Raw genomic sequence first — 20,642 nt, forward strand, 5'->3', positions numbered from 1 at the left:
TTATCGTGCCCGTTCGACCTCGATGGTGGAGACCAGTGCCTCGGGTGTCGTGGTGCCCGCAGAGGGCGCAAAGGCAAGGTCGAGCCCTTCTCCCGCCACATCGACCTCGAAGCTGCGGGCCAGAAGCCGGTTGGTGCCCCCCGCCTCCGCCGCGATGTCGAGATCGCGCAGAACCTTGGCGGCATTGGCCGACACGTCGAACCGGCGCTCACCGGGAGCGACCTCAGGCTCGATGAAGCGCAAGGTCACGCGGTAGTGCCCCGGTGTGAGCGGCAGGTGATAGGCAAAGTCGCCCTTGCGGAAGCGGGCCAGAGCGTCGCGCTGGTCAGCAGGTGCGATCTCGGCGCGCAGCGGGGGGCGGCCGCGTCGCGGCGTATCGGCCGTGCCCGCGTCGCCGCCCTTGAAGAAGGCATCCGAGCCGTAACCGGGGGCCGCCACCAGCGCGCCGGCATCGATGAAGAAGGCGTGCGCGCGCGCAGCATCGAGCTGCCACTCGATCGCGTCTGTGACATCCTGGGCCCCACCTGCAGCGTCCGCAAAGTGGCCCGTCGCCTCGATCCGGTTCGCACCCGAGGCCAGGCGCACGCCCGGCCAGACACAGACGCGGTTCGGGCAGTCCCCCTGCTCGCCCAGCTCTTCCCCGTTGACGCGCAGCGTGACGGACGGGGCGTTGGAATAGACCCGCACGTCGGTCACCGGATAGGCACGCTGGCGATAGCGGCGCCCGGTCACATGGACCGTGGGTGCATCCGACCACTGCGCGCGGTAGTAGTAGAAGGCGTCCTTGCGGATCGCCCCGTCGTAGCTGACGAGACCCTTGGTGTTGATGTCGGTAGAATCGCCTTCCTTGCGCGTCACGGTTGCGAAATCGAACGAATTCCAGAGCCAGCGGCCCCACAGATAGGGCCGTTTGGCCAGCTCCGGCCAGGTCTGTTCATGCACCCAGCTGGCGTACTCCTCAGGCTGGTCGCGCCCGCCCATGTCGTGCGGCCCGCCCTGCGGGTTGTCGGTATGGATCGAGAAGGCCGCGCCTGCGCCGTACTCGGAAATGGCCTGGGGCTGGTCGGGCCGCGCAGCGTGCAAGGTATCGAAGTGCCCTCCCACGAAAGCGGGCTTGCCATAGTACCACCCGAAGTAGCGATTGCCCGCCGATACCGGCACCGCGTCCGCGACCTCGGGCACCTTGGGCATACCCGTCCCTTCGCAGCAGGTCGCGAGCGTCGGGGCGCGCAAGGGGTCTTCCGCCTGCGCCAGGCTGACAAGCTCCTCCACGAGCGGGGTGGGATCGGCAGGATCGGCGCTATTCCCCCGCCCCAGGAACTCAGGCCGACTGGGCCCGAAATCGACCTCGTTCGCCACGCCCCACACCGCGACCGAGGCATGGTTGTAGTTCTGGCGGATCATCTCGGTAAGCTGCTGGCGCGCGTTGGCGACGATGCCGGCCGGGGCCGGTCCAGCCTCGGCATCGAGGCTCCAGGCGGTCACCAGCGCGATCTCGTCCCAGACGACAAGGCCGTACTTGTCCGCCAGCTCATGGACCGGCTGGCCGTGCTGGTAATGGGTGAGGCGCACCGTGTTTGCGCCCATGTCGCGAATCGTGTCGATCTGGCGCGCGACATCCGCGCGCGTGAGCGCCCAGCCATGCGCCATCGTGTCCTGATGCAGACCTACGCCCTGGAGGCGGACCGGCGTGCCGTTGATGAGGAAGCCCTTGTCCGGATCGATAGCGAACTGGCGGATGCCAAAGTCCTGCTCGAGCGTGTCGAGGACGCCCCCCGCGCCGTCCCGCAGCCTGGCAACGAGCGTGTAGAGATAGGGATCCTCGACGCCCTGCCACAGGTGCGGATCGGCGACATCCAGCGCCGCGCGCACCTCCTGCCCCTCTCCCGCAGCCAGTTCCAACGCACGACGTTCGCGGGCGACGAGCTTGCCCGCACGGTCGCGCAGTTCCAGCTCCAGAGCGGCCTTCGCGCCATCCGCACGTGCGCTGGAAAGGCGCGCCAACACCTCGATCCGAGCCTGGTCATCGGTGATCGCGCTGGTCTGGGCATAGACGCCCGGCCCGCCAAAATCGCGCATCGCAAAGTGCGCATCTGCGGTCTCGATCAGGCGCACCGGACGATAGATCCCGCCCTGCACGAAGAAGTCCCCCGCGAGCGGCAAGGTATTGGCCGTGGCGTTGCCCGGCGCGGGATCGGTGTTGTCGACCTTGACGGTCAGCACGTTGGGGCCCTCGGCGCGCAGCGCGGCCGTGGCCTCAAACCGGAAGCGGCTGAAACCGCCCTCGTGGCGCCCGAGATGGACGCCGTTCAGCCACACATCGGCGGTCCGGCTTGCCGCGTCGAATTCCAGCCAGGCCCTGCGCCCGGGTGCCAATGCTCGCGCAGGCAGTTCGAGGCGGTACCAGCCCACGCCGCGGTAGTCGTCGAGCTCCCGGTTCCTCGCTCCGGGCACACCTGCGGCAGCCTCGTAGGTGCCGATGCGGTTCCAGGTATGTGGTACCGCCACTTCGGCCCAGGCCGACGCATCGAAATCGGAAGAGGAGGGATCGGCGGACGTGTCCAGGTCGCTGGCCTTGCGAAAGCGCCAGCCCGTGGCGAGCTGCGTCACCGTGCGCCCGCTCGCGTGAAGCCCGGCTTCCGCCCCGACCTGCGTGCCTGCGTCCGGCGCACGGGCCGAAACGGGGCCCACACCCAGCACGAGCGGCATTCCCAGGACGATCGGCGCCAGGCCGGCCAGGGTGTTGGTCTTCACGTCAAGCATCTCCCTTGTATCCCGTGTGCTGCCGCGCGCTCCCTTGTTCCGGGTGCGTTGTTGCGCGCGGACCGGCTGGCGCTATCCGCTGGGCGCCGCCGCTGCCGGAGCCCCATAGGGAGCCCCCTGATCCCTGTCGGGGATGGCCCCCCGACGCATGATGACCCATCCCGCGATGGCATGACCGGCCGCCGCGGAACTGGCCGGACCAATCCCGCGCATACGCCCGGCGAGGTAGCCCGCATTGAAGGCATCCCCGGCCCCGCTCGTATCGACCGGATCGAGCCGCTGGGGTGGCGCAAGGAGCGTTCCATCGGGAAGATAACAGCCTTGTGCCCCGAGCTTGACCACGGTCTCCCCGCAGCCCAATCCCTGCCAATGCGCGGCCACGGCCTCGGCTGTGTCCTCATCGGAAATCTGGGTCTCGTCCTCCAGCGTGGGCAGGCCGAAATCGGCAACCGCGATCGCTGCATCGCGCCAGTGGCGAGCCGTCCCGGCATCGTCCCAAAGACGCGCCCGATAGTTGCCATCAAGCGCGACCTTGCCGCCTTTGGCGCGCACATCGTGGGCCAGGTCGAGCAAGGCCTCGCGCCCCTTGTCGGGAAGGATCGCCAGTGAAATCAGCGAGAAGGACAAGAGGTCGGCCCCTTCCACTTCGGCGCGGGCCCCGGCCAGGGCCTCGCCCATGACCGGGCCACCCGTAAACAGGGCGCGGGCCGCGCTCGTGTCACGCCAGTACGAAAAGGTACGCTCGCCCACATCGTCGGTCGCTATCGCGTAAAGACCGGGCTGGCGCGTGGGATGGCGCAGGACAAGGCTGCAATCGATCCCCTGCGCCTGCCACTTCTCCACCAGATCGCCGCTCAGCCCATCTGTGCCCAGCGCGGTCATGTAGGCGACGTCATGCCCGAAGCGGGCCAGGTGGATGGCGGTGTTGAGCGTGTCCCCGCCATAGCCCATGCGCCAGGCCGTATCCGCAGGTACGCCGCCCGGCTCCCCCATTTGCGAGAGTTCGAGCATGGCTTCACCAAGGCACACGATCCGCGTCACGTCGCCGGTTCCTCCTACCAGTTCCACATCGTGCCGTCCTCGAGCCGGGCGACCGGCAGGTAGGCGGGCTTGTAGGGGTACTTCGCGGCCAGTTCCTCGTCGATGTCCACCCCGTGACCGGGTGTGTCCCCAACCGTCAGGTGTCCATCGGCAAAGCTGTAGTCGTGCGGGAAGACCGCGTCGGTCTCCTCGGTGTGGCGCATGTATTCCTGGATCCCGAAGTTGGGCACCCAGGTATCGAAATGGAGCGCACAGCCCATCGTGACAGGCGACAGGTCGGTCGCGCCGTGGCAGCCGGTGCGCACCTGGTAGAGCGAAGCCAGATCCGCAATGCGGCGCAAGTGCGTCAGGCCGCCCGCCCCCACCACGGTCGCGCGAATATAGTCGATGAGCTGGTTCTGGATCAGGTCCTTGGCGTCCCAGATCGTGTTGAAGATCTCACCCACGGCCAGCGGCGTCACCGTGTGCTCGCGCACGAGACGGAACGCCTCCTGGTTCTCGGCCGGGGTGCAGTCTTCCAGCCAGAACAGCTGGTAGGGCTCGAGCATCTTGCCCAGGTTCGCGGCCTCCTGCGGCGTATAACGATGGTGCCCATCGTGCAGCAGGTGGTGATCAAAGCCGTAGGTCGCACGCAGCTTCTCGAACATCCTGGGCACGTAATTCAGCGCCTTGCGCGTGTCCCACCCGGTCAGCGAGGGCAACTGCGCATCGGCGGGCTCGTAGTAGAGCTTACCGCGGCCCACCCCGTAGGCATCCTTGATACCGGGTACGCCGGTCTGCGCGCGAATCGCCTTGTAGCCCATGTCGATGTACTGGCCGACTGCCTCGACGGTCTCGTCGATATCGCTGCCGTTGGCATGGCCATAGACCATGACCCGCTCGCGGCTCTTGCCACCCAGCAGGTCATAGACCGGCATGCCCGCCATCTTGCCCTTGATATCCCACAGCGCCATGTCGACCGCCGCGATGGCGCGCATGGTCACCGGGCCACGCCGCCAATAGGCCCCGCGGTAGAGGTACTGCCAGATATCCTCGATCCGGCGCGGATCCATGCCGATGAGGCACGGCACGACATGGTCCTCCAGATAGGAAACCACCGCCTTTTCCCGGCCGTTGAGCGTGGCATCGCCGATGCCATAGACACCTTGGTCGGTCACGATCTTCAAGGTCACGAAATTGCGCCCGGGGCACGTGACGATCACGCGGGCCGCTTCAATCTTCATCTTGGCTATTCCCCCCCAGAGTTCTGACTGGTACGTTAGGTCCTGTCTTGACGGCCTCAAATTGGTCTGTCAATCCTCCAATAATTGGTCAGACCAACGAGAACCCGATGTCCAGACAGACACACGCACCGGCCTCCGCCTCGGAAAGCGCGCCCGCCAAGCCGCAGGACCGCCTCTATCAGGAACTCTCGCAGACACTGCTGCGCGAGATCTCCGAGGGCGTGTTCCCAGTGGGCTCGCGCCTTCCCGCCGAGCGCGAACTGGCCACACGCTATGACGTGAGCCGCACCACCGTACGCGAGACGATGATCGCGCTCGAAGTGCAGGGCGTTGTCGAAGTGCGCGTGGGCTCGGGCGCCTATGTGCTGCAGATGCCAGGCGCGGCCGCCCAGCCCGGGATCAACGTCACCGCCTTCGAGCTGACCGAGGCGCGTCTCCTGATCGAAGGCGAGAGCGCGGCTCTTGCGGCCACGCAGGCGAGCGAAAAGGATATCGCCGCCATCGCCGCCTCGCTCGAGGCCATCGCGCGCGAAACCAACGATGTCACCGAAAGCGAGCTGGCCGACCGCGACTTTCACCTCGGCATCGCTCGCGCGACGCGCAACCGCGCCATCTACGAGGCGGTGGAGCACCTGTGGAACCAGCGCGAGAGCTCCCCCGAATGCGCGCTCGTCCACGCCAAGGCGCGCACCGCCAATATCAAACCCGTGGTCGAGGAGCACTCGGCCATTCTCGACGCGCTGCGGGCCGGCGATCCCGCCGCCGCGCGCAATGCCATGCGCGCCCACCTGAGCGCGGTTCTTGAAAGCCTGCTCTTTGCAACGGAGGAAATGGCGGTTGAAAAGGCGCGCGAGGCCTCGCGCTCGAAGCGCGCGATCTACGCCCGGCTGACCGCCTGACACACCCATGACCCGACCGCTACGCCTGCATCCCGACCGGCTGCTGCCGGCCGATCCCGCCACGCGCACTCTCGCCCGCGACCTGTACGCCAGTGTGGCCGACCTGCCGATCATCAGCCCCCACGGGCACACCGATCCGCGCTGGTTTGCGACCAACGCGCCCTTCGGCAACGCCACCGAGCTGCTGCTCGCGCCCGATCACTACATCTTCCGCATGCTCTATTCGCAAGGCGTGCGTCTCGAAGACCTGGGCCTTGGCGGCTCGGGCGCGGATCCGCGCGCGGCCTGGCGCCTCTTTGCCGAACGCTACTACCTGTTCCGGGGCACGCCTTCACGCATCTGGCTCGACTGGGTCTTTGCCGAAGCCTTCGGGATCGACGTCGCGCTGGAGGCACAGACGAGCGATCTCTACTTCGACACCATCACCGAAAAGCTGGCGAGCCCGGACTATGCGCCCCGCGCGCTGTTCGAGCGGTTCAACATCGAGGTCATCGCGACCACCGAGAGCCCGCTCGACACGCTGGAGCACCATGAGGCCATTCGCGCCTCGGGTTGGCAGGGGCGGGTCATCACCGCCTACCGCCCCGACCCGGTGATCGACCCGGAATTCGAAGGCTTCCAGGCCAATCTTGACCGTTTCAGCGCGATCACCGGCGAGGATTGCCGCACCTGGCAGGGCTACCTTGCCGCGCACCGCCAACGCCGCGCCTTCTTCGCCCGGATGGGCGCAACGAGCACCGACCACGGCCACCCCACCGCGCGCACGGCCGACCTTCCCCGCACCGAGACCGAAGCGCTCTTCGACAGGGTCGTCTCGGGCAAGGGCACCTCGGGCGATGCCGAACTCTTCCGCGCCCAGATGCTGACCGAGATGGCCGCGATGAGCCTGGAGGACGGGCTCGTCATGCAGCTCCACCCCGGCTCCTACCGCAACCACAACGCCCGCGTGTTCGAGCGTTTCGGGCGCGACAAGGGCGCCGACATTCCGGTTTCGACCGAGTACGTCCGGGCCCTCAAGCCCCTGCTCGACCGTTTCGGTAACGAGGCAGGCTTCACGCTGATCCTCTTCACGCTGGACGAGAGCGTCTACGCGCGCGAACTGGCGCCGCTGGCCGGGCACTATCCCTGCCTGCGCCTAGGCCCGGCCTGGTGGTTCCACGACAGTCCCGAAGGCATGCGCCGCTTCCGCCGCTCGGTCACCGAGACCGCCGGTTTCTACAACACCGTGGGCTTCAACGACGACACCCGCGCCTTCCTCTCGATCCCCGCGCGCCACGACCTCGCGCGCCGGATCGATTGCGGCTTCCTCGCCGAACTGGTCATGGAGCACCGCCTGGAAGACTGGGAAGCGGCCGAACTCGCCCGCGATCTCGCCTACGACCTTGCCAAAAAGGCCTACAAGCTGTGACCGACGCCCTGCCCCGCCTGTCGCCTGAGACCCTGGCCAGCGCCCCGGCGGACGCGCGTTTCACGCATGACCGCGCGCAGGCCACCATCGGAATTGTTCACTTCGGCATCGGCGCGTTCCACCGCGCGCACCAGGCCTGGTACACCGACCGCGCGATGGATGCGGGCGATACGCGCTGGGGCATCTGCGGGGTCTCGCTGCGCTCGGCCAGCGTGGCCGAGCAGCTGATGCCGCAAGGGGGGCTCTACACCGTCGCGGAGCGCGGCGCGGGCGCGCCGCGCCTGCGCGTGGTCGGCGGCGTCCACGAAGTCCTCGTGGGCCCGGACGACCGGGCCGCGATCCTCGAGCGCTTGGCAGCCCCGAACACGCACATCGCCAGCTTCACCGTCACCGAGAAGGGCTATTGCCGCAAGGCCGATGGGAGCCTCGACCTCGAGCGCGCCGATGAAGGTTCGATCTACGGCTTCCTTGGCGAAGGACTCGCGCGCCGCCGGGCACAGGGGCTGCCGGGCCTCACGCTCCTGTCGTGCGACAACCTGGCGGACAATGGGCGCACGCTGGAGCGGCTGCTGGGCCAATGGTGTGCGCATCACGATCCCGAACTGGGGGCCTGGATCGCACAGACCTGCACCTTCCCCGGCACGATGGTCGACCGTATCGTGCCCGCGACGACCGACGCCGACCGCGCGGCTGTCGCCCAGCAGCTTGGCCTGGCCGACGAAGCCTGCGTCGTCACCGAGGCCTTCAGCCAGTGGGTAATCGAGGATCGCTTCGCAGGACCCCGCCCTGCTTGGGAGGATGTCGGCGTGCAGATCGTTGCCGAGGTCACGCCGTACGAGGCGGCCAAGCTGCGCATGCTGAACGGCGCACACTCCGCGCTCGCCTATATCGGCCTCGCCGCCGGGCACACCTTCGTGCACGAGGCCGTGGCCGACCCGGCCATCCGCCCGCGGATCGAGGACCTCATGCGCAAGGAAGCCGCGCCCACGCTGACACCCGCGCCCGGCCAGGACCTGGATGCCTACGCCAAGGCCCTGCTGGCACGCTTCGAAAATCCCGCACTGGCGCATCGCCTCGCCCAGATCGCGATGGACGGTAGCCAGAAGATTCCGCAGCGCTGGCTCGAGACCCTCGAAGCCAACCGTGAGGCCGGACGCTCCTGCCCGGCCATCCTCGCCGCACTCAAGGCCTGGTTTTGCCACCTGCGCGGCGCGAACGGCCCGCTGGAAGACCCCATGGCTGATGAATTGGCGAAGCTGGCCCGGGCACATGAAGACACCGAACTGGCCTGCCTCCTGTTTGCACCAGAGGGGCTCCTGGGCGGCACATGGAATGCCGATCCGGCGAAGGTTTTTGCCGGATAATCAATTCTCACAGGGTCGGAAAATGAGTTCCGAGGGCCATCGCCCTCGGGCTCCCCAAACTGTCGAGCTCCGCGTTCCCCGGCGAGCCTGAGCGGGTACGGGCGAACTCACCTTTCCATAAGACTGTCGCGGCGGGCTCTTTGCGTGTTAGGCTTATGAGAATACGTGTGACTTAAGAAGAAATTCAGCACCCTGCTCCTAACCGCCGAGGACCATGCGGCTCGCTACCATCACCAACTGGGCCTACGGGGCCACGGTTCTCCTCACGATCGTGTCCGGCACCACGATGCTCCTCTCCTCCAGCGCGCAGGAACACGAGCGTGTCGCCGTGGAGCGCCGCTTTGCCCTCGACCGCGCGACCGAGCGGCTTGCCGAGGACGTCTATCGGCTGACCGATCGCGCGCGCCAGTATCTCAACACCGGCGATGCCACCTATCAGGTGCTCTACACCCGCGAAGCGGCCGATACCGACAAGCTGGAAGAACGGCTGCGCCGGATCGCCGAGGCCGGGGCCACCCCCGCAGAGCTCGCGGTCCTGCGCGAAGGACTGCGCTGGGCCGATTCGCTGCGCGATGAGCAGAAAGAGGCGCTCGCCGCGCAGGCCGATGGCAACACGTCGCGCGCGCGCCAGATCCTGTTCGGGGCCGAATACGAACGCGAACTGGATCGCGCCATCACCATGGTCGAACGCTTCCAGGAGCAGCTCGACCAACGCACCGAAATCGAGATCGCCGAGGCGACCCGAATCTCCCGTATCTGGCGCACGACCTCCGAGGTCATGCTGGCAATCACCGCGTTCCTGTTCCTGTGCGTCCTCTACTTCGTGTTCAAGCGACGGGTCCTGCGCCCGGTGGTGCGCCTCTCCGACGTCGTCAACCGTCTCGCCGCGCAGGACTACGGCGTGGAGCCCCCTACGTACGAGGATGTCGACGAGATCGGCGACATGGCCCAGGCGATCCGCGTGTTCCGCGAGAACGGCATCGAGCGTCAGCGCCTCGAAGCCGTCCAGGAGGCCGAACGCGCCTCACGTGCCCTGCTCGCCCGCATGACCCAGCGCATGCAGGGCTGCGACACGCTCGATGCGCTGACCGACGTGGTCCAACGCTTCGTACCCGAGATCGTGCCCGGCTTTGCAGGACGGCTCTATGTGCTCGACCCGGACAGCAATCGCCTGGAAGAAACCGGCAACTGGCTGGATCCGCAGCACTCGGGCCCCGCGTTCTCGACGCTGGACTGCTGGGCGCTTCGTCGCGGCCTGCCGCACCGCCCGGCGGGCGAGACCATCGACGTGCCCTGCGCGCACCTGGATCTGGACGGCGCGGACGCGCTTCCCGACACGCTCTGCCTGCCGCTGATTGCCCAGCGCCAGACGCTGGGGCTGATCTACTTCGAATCGCGTAAAGCCCGGGGTGAGCAGCGCTTCCCGGAAAACTATCTCCAGATGCTGAGCGAGAATATCGGCCTCGCACTCTCCAACCTGCGGCTGCGCGAGCGGCTCCAGGCCATGGCACTCACCGATTCGCTGACCGGGCTATCCAACCGCCGCAATTTCGAAGAGGAGCTGCCCCTCACGCTGGCCAAGGCGGAACGGGATGCAAGCGCCCTTTCGTTCCTGATGCTGGACATCGACCACTTCAAGCGCATCAACGATGGCTTTGGTCACGAGGCTGGCGATACGGTCCTGCGCGCCGTGGGCACCGCGCTGCGCCAGTCGATGCGCGAGGACACCCGGATCTTCCGGTACGGCGGCGAGGAATTCCTCGTCATGCTGCCCGGCGCCGACAGCGCGCAGGCGATGGAGCGCGCCGAGGATCTGCGTGCACGGATCGGCAGCCTTGAAATCCTGCATCATGGCGAAGCGCTCGGTCCGGTCACTGTCTCTGTCGGACTGGCGAGCACACCCGATCATTGCCCGGCAGCCAAGCTTGTGCGCACCGCCGATGCGGCGCTCTACCGCGCCAAGGACCTGGGACGAAACCGCGTCGAGGCCGCCCAGCCCCGCAAGGACGAGCGCAGAGCGGGCTGATCCCTTCTCTCTCTCTCTCTCTCCTACGCATACGAAAACGCCTCTCCGACCATTCCGGTCGAAGAGGCGTTTTCGTAAGTAGGTCAGTCAGGTGCGACTTAGTCGCTCGCGCCTGCCTCGTCCTCGACCACGACATCGGCCCCGCCACCAAGCGAGCGGTAAAGCTCGATCAGGTTGGTCGCTTCCAATAGCCGCGTATTCACGAGCTGCTGTTCGGCGGCATAGGCCGTGCGCTGGCTGTCGAGCGTCGTCAGGAACGAATCCACGCCGTTGCGGAACCGTGCCTCGGCCAGGTTGGCCGAGACCTGCGCCGCCTTGGTCCGGCGCATCTGCGCGGTGACCTGTTCGTTGATGCGGCCACGCTGGGCCAGGGCGTCGCTGACTTCGCGAAACGCGGTCTGGATCGCCTTCTCGTATGTGGCCACCGCAGCCTGCTTGGACGCCTTGGCATAGGCCAGGTTGCCCGAACGCGCGCCACCATCGAACAGCGGCAAGCTCGCCGAGGGCGAGGCGTTGTAGGTGTAGCTGCCGTCCTTGAAGAGCCCGGACAGCGCGGTGCTGATCGTGCCCAGGGTGCCCGTCAGCGAGATCGTCGGGAAGAAGGCCGCGCGGGCGGCGCCGATGTTCGCGTTCTCGGCAATCAGCTGGTGCTCGGCCTGGAGCACGTCGGGACGCGAGAGGAGAACATCGGAGGACAGCCCCACTGGAAGATCCTGGCGTACCAGATCCTCAGTGCCCAGCGTCGAGGGCAGCAGTTCGCGCGGAACGGTCGTCCCCACCAGCAGATTGAGCGCATTCTGGTCCTGCGCCAGCGCAGTCTCGAGCACGGCGATGTCGTTGACCGCCCCCTCGTAGCTGGTTTCGGCCTGGCGCACCTGCAACTCGCTGCCGGTGCCGATCTCGAACTGCGCACGAGTGAGATCCAGCGTCTTCTCGAAAGCGTCCTTGGTCCGGCGGGCAAGCGCCAGCTGGTCCGCATCGCTCGCCATCGTCAGCCAGGCGTTGGCGATCTCCGCGATCAGGCTGATCCGGGTGGAGCGCTGCGCTTCCTCACTCGCGAAGAACTGCTCCTGCGCCGCGCGCGACTGGTTGCGCACGCGCCCGAACAGATCAAGTTCGAAGGCCGAGATACCCAGCGTGCCCTGGTAGATCTCGATATCGCTCGAGTTCTGGGTCTGCCCGGTCATCGCCGCGAAGTTGTTGGTGTAGGTCGCGGTGCCCCCCGCGCTCAGCGTCGGGAACAACGCCGCGCGCTGGGTGGTGAACTGGGCGCGGGCCTGGAGGACATTGGCCGCGGCAATGCGCAGATCCCGGTTCTCCTCCAGCCCCATCGCGATGACCTGGCGCAGACGTTCCTCGAGGAAGAAGTCCTGCCAGCCCGTGCGCGACATGTCCGGGGCATCGCTTGCCGCACTCGGGTAGACCCCGCCCTGCGGCATGGCCTGGGGAATGGCGCCGGTCGGCCGCTCATAGTCGGGTGCCATGTTGCACCCGGCCAGGAGCAGCGCGCCCGCCGCGATCGGTAGAATGCGTGTCTTCATCTCAGTTGCCCTCCGGGGCCTGGCTGCCCGAGGCAGCGCCCTGGTTCGCTTCGTTGTCTTCCTCCTGCGAGGTCTCGTTGTCGCGGCCATGTCCGAAGAGATGGCTGACGACCACGAAGAACATCGGCACGAAGAAGATCGCGAGGACGGTCGCGGTGAACATGCCGCCGACGACCGCACGGCCGATGGCGTTCTGTCCGCCCGCACCCGCGCCCGAGGAGATCGCGAGCGGGATCACGCCGATGCCGAAGGCCAGCGAGGTCATCAGGATCGGTCGCAGGCGAAGCCTGGCCGCCTCGATGGCCGCGCTGAAGGCATCCATGCCCGATTGCACGCGCTCCTCGGCGAACTCGATGATGAGGATCGCGTTCTTGGCCGAGACACCGATCGTGGTGATGATGCCCACCTGCAGGTAGATGTCGTTGTTGAGCCCGGTCAGCCAGGCCGCTCCCAGCGCGCCGAGCACGCCGAGCGGAACCACGAGGATCACCGCGATCGGCACCGACCAGCTTTCGTAGAGCGCGGCAAGGCACAGGAACACGACCGCCAGCGAGAGCGCATAGAGTGCCGGCGCCTGGCCCGCCCCCATACGTTCCTCATAGGAAAGGCCGGTCCAATCGAGACTCGTACCCGGCGGAAGCTGGGCGTGGAGTTCCTCCATCTTGGCCATGGCATCGCCCGTGCTCAGCCCGTCAGCCGGAACGCCCTGGAGTTCCATCGCAGGCCGCCCGTTGTAGCGGGTGAGCATGGTCGGTGCATTGCGCCAGGACACATCCGAGAACGCCGAATAGGGGCTCATCTGGCCATCGGCTCCGCGCACGTAGAAGGAATCCAGGTCATCAGCCGAATCGCGGTATTCCTCCTGCGCCTGCAGGTAGACGCGCTTGGTGCGGCCCCGATCAAGGAAGTCGTTGACGTAGGCCCCGCCCCAGGCGGTCGAGATCTCGGTGTTGATGGTGCCCAGGTCAAGGCCCAGCGCGCTGGCCTTGTCCTGGTCGACATCGACCTTGAGCTGCGGCGCATCGTCAAGACTGACGGGCATGACCTGCATGATCGCCGGATCGGCCATCGCCGCGCCCATCAGCTGGTTGCGCGCCGCGCGCAGCTTCTCGTGGCCGATGCCATCGGTGTCGGTCAGCCACACGTCGAAGCCAGCAGCATTGCCCAGTTCCGAGACGGCGGGCGGGATCAGCGCGAAGATGGTGGCGTCGCGGTACTGACCCAGTGCCCCCATGGCGCGGCCGACGATGGCCTGCGCCGCATTCTCGCTGCCCGAACGCTCTTCCCAGTCCTTCAGGCGCACGAAGGCGATGGCCGTGTTCTGGCCGCGCCCCATGAACGAGAAGCCCGAGATCGTGAACACCGCCTGGACGTTGTCCTTCTCGTCCTCGAGGAAGTGGCGACGCACTTCCTTGAGCGCTTCCTCGGTGCGCGGCAGGGTCGAGCCCGGAGGCGCCATGACCTGGGTCAGGACGACGCCCTGGTCCTCGTCGGGGAGGAAACCACCGGGAAGGCGGAAGAAGATGAGGCCCACACCCGCCACCAGCAGGAGATAAAGGAGGCCCGAACGCTTCCAGCTGCGCGCGGTGCGCTTGACGCCCTTCTCATAGCGGTCCGTACCGCGATCAAAGGTCTCGTTGAACCAGCGGAAGAAGCGCGCCAGCAGGCCATTGCCTTCCAGCTTGGAGGGATCGTGGGGCTTGAGGATCGTAGCGCACAGCGCCGGGGTCAGGATCAGCGCAACCAGCACCGAGAGCACCATCGAGGAGACGATGGTGAGCGAGAACTGGCGGAAGATGACGCCCGTCGAACCGCTCTGGAAGGCCATCGGCAGGAACACCGCGGACAGCACCATGGCAATACCGATCAGCGCGCCGCTGATCTCGTCCATCGATTTTCGCGCCGCGTCCTTGGGAGACAGGTGCTCGGTCTGGATCAGACGCTCGACGTTCTCGACCACGACGATGGCATCGTCGACCAGAAGACCGATCGCCAGCACCATGCCGAACAAGGTGAGCTGGTTGATGGTGTAGCCCATCCCCGCCATGATCCCGAAGGTGCCCAGAAGGACGACCGGAACCGCGATGGTCGGGATCAGGGTCGCACGCCAGTTCTGCAGGAACAGGAACATGACGAGGAAGACGAGCACGACCGCCTCGACGAGCGTGTGGATCACCTGCTCGACCGAGAGACGCACGAACGGCGTGGTATCGTAAGGGTAGACGACCTTCACGTCGGGCGGGAAGCCTTCGGAGATGCGCGACACCTCTTCCTTGACCGCCTCGACCGTGTCGAGCGCGTTCGCCCCCGAGGCCAGGCGCACACCAAAGCCCGAGGCAGGCTTGCCGTTGTACTGGACGTCGAAGCCGTAGGTGTCCGCGCCCAGTTCCGTGCGCGCGACATCGCTCAGACGCACGACACCGCCGCCCGCGTTGGTGGCAAGACGGATGTTGTCGAACTCGTCGGGCGAGGTCAGACGCGACTGGACCGAGACGGTGGCGTTGAGCTGCTGTTCCTTGGAGGCCGGCAGCTGGCCGATCTGGCCGGCCGAGACCTGCGCGTTCTGGGCCTCGATAGCCGCGCGCACGTCGCCCATCGTGAGGTTGTAGCTGCGCAGCTTGAGCGGATCGACCCAGACGCGCATCGCGTACTGGGTGCCGAAGACCATGAGCTCGCCCACGCCGTTGATGCGGCTGACCGGGTCCTGGACCTGGCTGACGACATAGTCCGAAAGGTCGTTGGCGCTGTGGCTACCGTCTTCGGAATAGAGGCCGACCACGACCAGGAAGCTCGCCGCCGACTTGGCGACGGTCACGCCTTGGCGCTGCACCGGCTGGGGCAGCAGCGACTGCGCGGCCTGCAGCTTGTTCTGGACCTGGACCTGCGCGATGTCGGGATCAGTGCCCTGCTCGAAGGTCAGCGTGATCGTCACCGCACCCGCCGAAGACGACTGCGAAGAGAAGTAGCGCAGGTTATCGATGCCCTTGAGCTGCTGCTCGATGATCTGCGTGGTCGTCTGCTCCAGCGTGTCCGCATCCGCGCCCGGGTAGGTCGCGTTGATGGTGACCGTGGGCGGCGCGATCTCGGGGAACTGCGAGACCGGAAGGCTGCGGATCGCGAGGATGCCGAACATCATCGCGACAATGGCGATGACCCATGCAAAGATGGGTCTGTCGATGAAATAGCGTGCCATGTGGGATCAACGCCCCTCGGACGGATTTTCAGCTTCGGTCGAGGGAGCCTCGACCTCCTTGCCCGAGCGGTCGCCGACTTCGCCCGGCTTCATCAACTGCGGTGTGACGGTCGCGCCCGGACGCGCGTTCTGCTGGCCCGAGACAACAATCTTCTCGCCTTCCTTGAGGCCGCCCGTGACCAGCCAGTTGGTACCCGCGGTGCGGTCGGTCTCGATCACGCGCTGCGAAACCTTGCCGTCCTTGCCGACGACGAGGACGACGGGCTGACCCTTTTCATCGCGCTGCACCGCGCGCTGGGGAACCAGCAGGCCGTCGGCCTTGGTGCCTTCCACGAAGCTCGCGCGCACATACATGCCCGGAAGCAGGAGGCCCTGCTTGTTGGGGAAGACCGCGCGGATGACCTGGCTGCCCGTGCTGGGATCGACGGTCACGTCAGTGAACTTGAGGCGCCCCTCGGCCGGATAGGTGCTGCCATCCTCCAGCGTCAGATTGACCTGCGCGGCCGAGCCGTTGCCCGCGAGCTTCCCCGCAAGGATCTCCTGGCGCAGGCGCAGCACGTCCGCGCTCGACTGCTGGATGTCGACGTAGATCGGGTCGAGGTGCTGGATCGTCGTCAGGGGCTCGGCCTGCGAGGCCGAAACGAGCGCGCCGGTGGTGTAGGTCGAACGTCCGATGCGCCCCGAGATCGGCGCGCGCACGGTGGTGCGGGCGAGGTCGATCTGCGCGCTGCGCAGCGCAGCTTCCTGAGCCTGGACGGTGGCGCGGGCCTGGGCGGCGGCGGCCTCGGCGTTCTCGGCCTCCTGCTTGGAGATCGCGTTGATCTTGACGAGCTCGCCATAACGACGGGCCTGCGCCTCGCTCGCGGCGATCTGCGACTTGGCCTGCGCCAGCGCGGCGCGCGCGCTTGCCACCTGCGCCTCGTAGGGCGCGGGGTCGATCTTGTAGAGCGCCTGACCGGCCCGCACGTTGTCGCCTTCCTCGAACAGGCGGCGCAGGATGAGCCCGTTGACCTGCGGACGCACGTCCGAGGTCTCATAGGCGCTGGTACGCCCCGGGAGCTCTGCCTGGAGATCGACCGTCTCGGTGCGCACGGCCATCACGCCGACTTCCGGCGGCTGCGGCTCAGCCTGTTGCGACCCGCCGCCGCACGCCGAAACGAGCAGCCCGAGGATTGGGATCAACTTCTTCATGGTTCGCACCCGATAACGATGATATGCATTGTGTGAGCGATCGTTCACTCACGATTGCACGGCCCACTACTGCAATGCAGCAAAAAGCACAAGCGACGCACGGGATAAAAATGATGGAAGACACCGCCAGCCAACGGACAGCGCGCTGCGACGAGCGCCGCCGCAAGCTGATTGCAACGGCGCGCCGACTGTTCGCGAATCAGGGCTTTCACCTGACCGGCGTATCCCAGATCGCGCGCGAATCGGGCATTGCCGTGGGGCAGATCTATCGCGACTTCGCGAGCAAGGAAGCGGTCATTGCCGCCATCTGCGAGGAGAGCCTGCAGGTCTGGCTCGAGGAGGAGACGCTCAACCGGGCCATCGCCGAAGATGACAAGGCCACGATCACGGAGTGGATCACACGGCTGCTCCAGGAGGAGTACGAGTTCGAGGAAAGGCGCATGCTGATGGAGATCATGGCCGAGTCCGGGCGCAGCGAGAGCATCGCCCAGATCAATGCCTGTATCCTGGGGCGCTTTCGCCCACAGCTCAACCGCGCCCTCACCTCGATCGCGCCGCATCTGGATGAGAGCGCACGCACGCTCATCATCAATCTGGTGCAGGTCCTGAGTTGGGGTATCGCCGCAGGCGAACAGCTCGACCCGGCGATGGATCGCGCGGCCTTGCGCACGTACGTCACGGCGCTGGTACGGCGCGAAATCGGTATCGACTAGCCCAGCGCAAAAGTGGGGCTAGAGCGGTTCTTGATCCGAAATATGTCCGGTCAACCGCCCCATCCCCTTGGTTTTTTCGAATTTCTCTATCTGACCGGCCGATACCTGGCCTGCTCGGCGGAGCGCAAGGACCTGCCCCACCGAGAGGCAACGGGATCAGTTCACGCGGCGACGGTGCTTGCCGCCGTAGCGCTTGCCGCAATATTCATCGAGTTCGCGCATCTCGCGCGCGGCGGCGCGGGCAATGGCTGCATCACAGGGAAGGTCCGCCGAACCGGACGCTTCGGCCCGAACCGCCTTTTCCGCCCGCGCATCCTCCATCCGCGACTCGACCCGCTCGCGCAGGACTTCGATGTCGGCGCGTGAAAGGATGTTCTTCTCGCGCAGGTAACAGATCATCGTCTGCAGAAGGATCATGGCCTTGTCGCCGCTGTCGACTTCCGCGAAGTCCGTATCGACACAGGCTCCACCCGCAGGCCCACCCTTTCCTTCGATCATTTCAGCACTCTCCGTCATGGTCACGCCGTATTGTTCGTGCGTTTCATGCCGAGGTTACCGATTCTTCCGAAGATTTCCAGCGCGTATATATTTGTATAGCTACCTAACTACTCAGCCTTCTGCGTCAGGTTATTGTGCGGCGCCGCATCGGCAGCCTCCCAGCCACCACCGAGTGCCTTGTAGAGCCGCACCAGCCCTCCTCTGACAGCCGTTTCGGACAGGGCCAGACGATCCTCGCCTTCCAGCAGGGCCGCCTGCGCCAGGGTGACATCCAGCAGCCCCACCGCGCCTTCGCGGTACATGTCGCGCGCGGCGCCAAGCGCGGTGCGGTCCTGCGCGACTTCGCGGGCCAGGCGGTCGCGCTGCGCCTGAATATCGGCGTAGGAGACCAGCGCGTTGTCGACATCGTTGAGCGCCTCGACCACCGCCTTCTGGTATACCAGCGCGGCCTCGCGCTGCTCGCTCTCGCGCAGCTCCAGCGTGCCCTTGAGGCGCCCGCCCTGGAAGATCGGCAAGCTGATCACCGGGCCGACACTGAACGCCCGGCTTGCCCACTCGCCGATATTCTTCGCGTGGAAACCTTCCGTGCCAAAGCGGCCGCCAAGGCTGATCGAGGGATAGAAGGCCGCCACCGCAACGCCGGTCTCGGCCGTTGCGGCATGAAGGCGTTGCTCGGCCTCGCGGATATCCGGGCGGCGGCGCATGAGTTCTCCGGGCAGGCCGACCGGCACGGTAGGCGGTACCCCCGGCAGCGCGCGCACCGGCGCCAGCTCGGCCTCGAGTTCACGCGGAGGTTTGGCAAGGAGCGTGCCGAGCGCGTTGATGAGTTGGACGCGGCGGCTGTGCAGCTGGGGGAGGCGCGCCGAGATTGCCTCGACCTGCGCCCTCGCCCGCGCGACATCGAGGCGCGTGCCAAGACCATTGGCAAAGCGGTCCTCGACCACCGTCAAGGTCCGCTGCGCCGTTTCAAGGTTGTCCTGTGCAATCGCCTCACGCGCCTGCACCCCGCGCAGCTCCATGTAGCGGGCCGCCAGTTCCCCCACGGCATCGAGCGCGACCGCGTGGCGCGCCTCGATCAGCGCACCGGTGCGCGCGTCGGCCGCCTCAACGGCGCGGCGCACCTTGCCGAAGAGATCGAGTTCCCACGAAGCGCCCAGCGTATCGGCAAACTCGTTGACTTCCGGGTTCGAGCCCGGGGCTGGCATCAACTGCGAGAAGAGGCCCTGCGGGCTGCGGCGGGTACGCGCGTAGCTTGCCTGCGCGCCCAGTTGGGGACGCCCCTGCGCCCCCGTCACCCGGCTCTGGGCCTGCGCCTGCTGGATACGCTCGGCGGCGACAGCCAGATCGAGGTTCTGCGCCAGGAGGCGCTCGACCAGCGCCGAGAGCTGCGGGTCCTGGAAGGTTTCCCACCAGCGCCCGTCGACTTCGCCCCCAATGGTCGTACTGGGGGCCTCGGGACGTTCGGCCCACTGCGGCGGGGCTTCGGCCACGGGGTGGGTGTAGTCCGGGCCAACCGTGCAGGCCGAAAGTGCGGCAAGGGAGCTTGCGGCCAGCGCGAGCGCGGCGAGACGACGCGGCATCACTCCACCGCCTCCTTGCTGCCGAAGTAGGCGGTCTGCGTCTCGCCCCCGATGACATTGGCAAAGTGGGTCTCGATGCGGGTCTCGACCGACATGCCCATGCGCAGGTGGCGCACCTCGGGCTGCCCTGCGGAAAAACGGATCTTGACCGGCAGGCGCTGGACGATCTTGGTGAAGTTGCCGGTCGCGTTCTCCGGCCCCACGGGCGAGAACGCCGCGCCGGTCGCCGGTGGCACGCTGTCGACCACGCCGTCGAGGTCAATGTCGTAGGCATCGACGTGAATGCGCACGTGCTGCCCCGGCGCCACGTGCTTGAGCGCAACTTCGCGGTAGTTCGCCTCGACGAAAGTCTCCTCCAGCGGCACGACCGCCATCAGCGCCGAGCCGGGCGCAACATAGTTGCCGGGCTCGGCCTCGCGCTGGCCGACCATGCCATCGACCGGAGCGGTGATGCGGGTGTACCCGAGGTCAAGTTTGGCTTGTGCGAGCCGTGCCCGGTCGGCCTTTACAGCCGACAGCGCGGCCTCGCGCGCGGCGCGCAGGACGGCCAGTTCGCGGGTCGCGGCCTGGACGGCGGCCCGGGCCTCCTCCACGCGCGAGGCCTGCTCGCGCTGGGTCGCGCGCGCCTGCTGCTGGGCCTGGCGCGATCCGGAACCGGAATTGGCGAGGTTGTCGTAGCGCGTGGCGTTGGCCTCGGCGAGGTCGAGACGCGCGCTGGCCTGGCGCACCTGCGCCTGCTCCTGGGCGACCAGCGCGGGCTGACGCGCCAGCGCGGCCTCGGCGTTGGCGACCTGCGCAAGGTCACGGTCGAGCTGCGCCTGCGCCTCGTCCACCGCCACACGGAAATCGCGATCATCAAGGCGGGCAAGGAGCTGCCCCTTCTTCACCATCTGGTTGTCCTCGACATCGACCGAGACGACCTGGCCCGCGACGCGCGGGGCGATCACGGCGTAGTGCGCGGTGACACGCGCATCGTCGGTGGCAACCTCCGAGCGCGGCACGAAGAGGCTGAACAGGACGTAGGCGATGAAAGCCAGGATCACGAACCCGCCCGCGTACCAGGGCCAGTGCGGGTGGAGGACGTAGCGGTCGTTATCACCCGGGATGATGATCGAGCCGACGATCCAGGGGCGGCGCGGCCCGCGCTCGGCGGGAGGGAGTGTCTTGGACATAAGGGGTTCCAGGAAGTTCGGCGATGGGAG

14 protein-coding genes are annotated in these 20,642 nt (G+C 66.9%); 5 read left to right on the forward strand and 9 right to left on the reverse strand.

Annotation, left to right across the window (positions count from 1 at the left end):
* The 3 genes from MTR65_RS01055 to manD form a co-directional block, all read right to left on the reverse strand.
* Positions 1–2,754: a glycoside hydrolase family 2 TIM barrel-domain containing protein gene (locus MTR65_RS01055; protein WP_243796406.1), complete on the reverse strand. Its 2,754-nt coding sequence runs from the start codon at positions 2,752–2,754 to the stop codon at positions 1–3.
* Between the two features lie 81 nt (positions 2,755–2,835).
* Entirely contained in the window at positions 2,836–3,831 is a 996-nt protein-coding gene (locus MTR65_RS01060; protein ID WP_327194305.1) for a sugar kinase, read from the reverse strand.
* Positions 3,819–5,027 carry a D-mannonate dehydratase ManD gene (gene manD / locus MTR65_RS01065; RefSeq protein ID WP_243796408.1) on the reverse strand — a complete coding sequence of 403 codons (1,209 nt, stop codon included), beginning with the start codon at positions 5,025–5,027 and terminating at the stop codon, positions 3,819–3,821. The genes MTR65_RS01060 and manD overlap by 13 nt, the downstream gene beginning before the upstream one ends.
* Before the next feature lie 107 nt (positions 5,028–5,134).
* Here manD and MTR65_RS01070 point away from each other — a divergent pair, with 107 nt between their 5' ends.
* From MTR65_RS01070 to MTR65_RS01085, 4 genes are all read left to right on the forward strand, one after another.
* A complete protein-coding gene (locus MTR65_RS01070; protein WP_213501176.1) occupies positions 5,135–5,926 on the forward strand; it encodes a FadR/GntR family transcriptional regulator in 792 nt (263 codons plus the stop codon).
* Between the two features lie 7 nt (positions 5,927–5,933).
* Entirely contained in the window at positions 5,934–7,334 is a 1,401-nt protein-coding gene (gene uxaC / locus MTR65_RS01075) for a glucuronate isomerase (protein WP_243796410.1), read from the forward strand.
* On the forward strand, positions 7,331–8,698 hold the full coding sequence (locus tag MTR65_RS01080; protein ID WP_243796412.1) for a mannitol dehydrogenase family protein: 1,368 nt from the start codon (positions 7,331–7,333) through the stop codon (positions 8,696–8,698). Before uxaC ends, MTR65_RS01080 begins: the two co-directional genes overlap by 4 nt.
* Positions 8,699–8,912: 214 nt before the next feature.
* The gene (locus MTR65_RS01085) at positions 8,913–10,724 is read left to right on the forward strand and encodes a sensor domain-containing diguanylate cyclase (RefSeq protein ID WP_243796413.1); all 1,812 of its coding nucleotides are present in this window, start codon (positions 8,913–8,915) and stop codon (positions 10,722–10,724) included.
* A gap of 98 nt (positions 10,725–10,822) precedes the next feature.
* Here the strand turns inward: MTR65_RS01085 and MTR65_RS01090 are convergent, their stop codons facing one another.
* Genes MTR65_RS01090 through MTR65_RS01100 form a run of 3 tightly spaced genes read right to left on the reverse strand, consistent with a single transcriptional unit; the run spans position 10,823 to position 16,649 of the window.
* On the reverse strand, positions 10,823–12,265 hold the full coding sequence (locus tag MTR65_RS01090; RefSeq protein ID WP_243796414.1) for an efflux transporter outer membrane subunit: 1,443 nt from the start codon (positions 12,263–12,265) through the stop codon (positions 10,823–10,825).
* A 1-nt stretch (position 12,266) separates the two neighbouring features.
* Positions 12,267–15,458: an efflux RND transporter permease subunit gene (locus tag MTR65_RS01095; RefSeq protein ID WP_243796415.1), complete on the reverse strand. Its 3,192-nt coding sequence runs from the start codon at positions 15,456–15,458 to the stop codon at positions 12,267–12,269.
* 6 nt (positions 15,459–15,464) lie between these two features.
* Positions 15,465–16,649, reverse strand: coding sequence for an efflux RND transporter periplasmic adaptor subunit (locus MTR65_RS01100; protein WP_243796416.1), 1,185 nt, complete (start codon positions 16,647–16,649; stop codon positions 15,465–15,467).
* Between the two features lie 110 nt (positions 16,650–16,759).
* Between MTR65_RS01100 and MTR65_RS01105 the strand changes: the two genes are divergently transcribed.
* On the forward strand, positions 16,760–17,362 hold the full coding sequence (locus MTR65_RS01105; RefSeq protein WP_243796418.1) for a TetR/AcrR family transcriptional regulator: 603 nt from the start codon (positions 16,760–16,762) through the stop codon (positions 17,360–17,362).
* Between the two features lie 156 nt (positions 17,363–17,518).
* On the opposite strand, the gene MTR65_RS01110 is transcribed toward MTR65_RS01105, so the two are convergent.
* From MTR65_RS01110 to MTR65_RS01120, 3 genes are all read right to left on the reverse strand, one after another.
* The gene (locus MTR65_RS01110; RefSeq protein WP_243796420.1) at positions 17,519–17,860 is read right to left on the reverse strand and encodes a hypothetical protein; all 342 of its coding nucleotides are present in this window, start codon (positions 17,858–17,860) and stop codon (positions 17,519–17,521) included.
* A gap of 107 nt (positions 17,861–17,967) precedes the next feature.
* The gene (locus MTR65_RS01115) at positions 17,968–19,440 is read right to left on the reverse strand and encodes an efflux transporter outer membrane subunit (RefSeq protein ID WP_243796423.1); all 1,473 of its coding nucleotides are present in this window, start codon (positions 19,438–19,440) and stop codon (positions 17,968–17,970) included.
* Entirely contained in the window at positions 19,440–20,612 is a 1,173-nt protein-coding gene (locus MTR65_RS01120; RefSeq protein ID WP_243796428.1) for an HlyD family secretion protein, read from the reverse strand. The genes MTR65_RS01115 and MTR65_RS01120 overlap by 1 nt, the downstream gene beginning before the upstream one ends.
* Positions 20,613–20,642 lie beyond the last annotated feature (30 nt).

The sequence above is a fragment of the Novosphingobium mangrovi genome, from assembly GCF_022818885.1.
GTDB classification, from domain to species: domain Bacteria; phylum Pseudomonadota; class Alphaproteobacteria; order Sphingomonadales; family Sphingomonadaceae; genus Novosphingobium; species Novosphingobium mangrovi.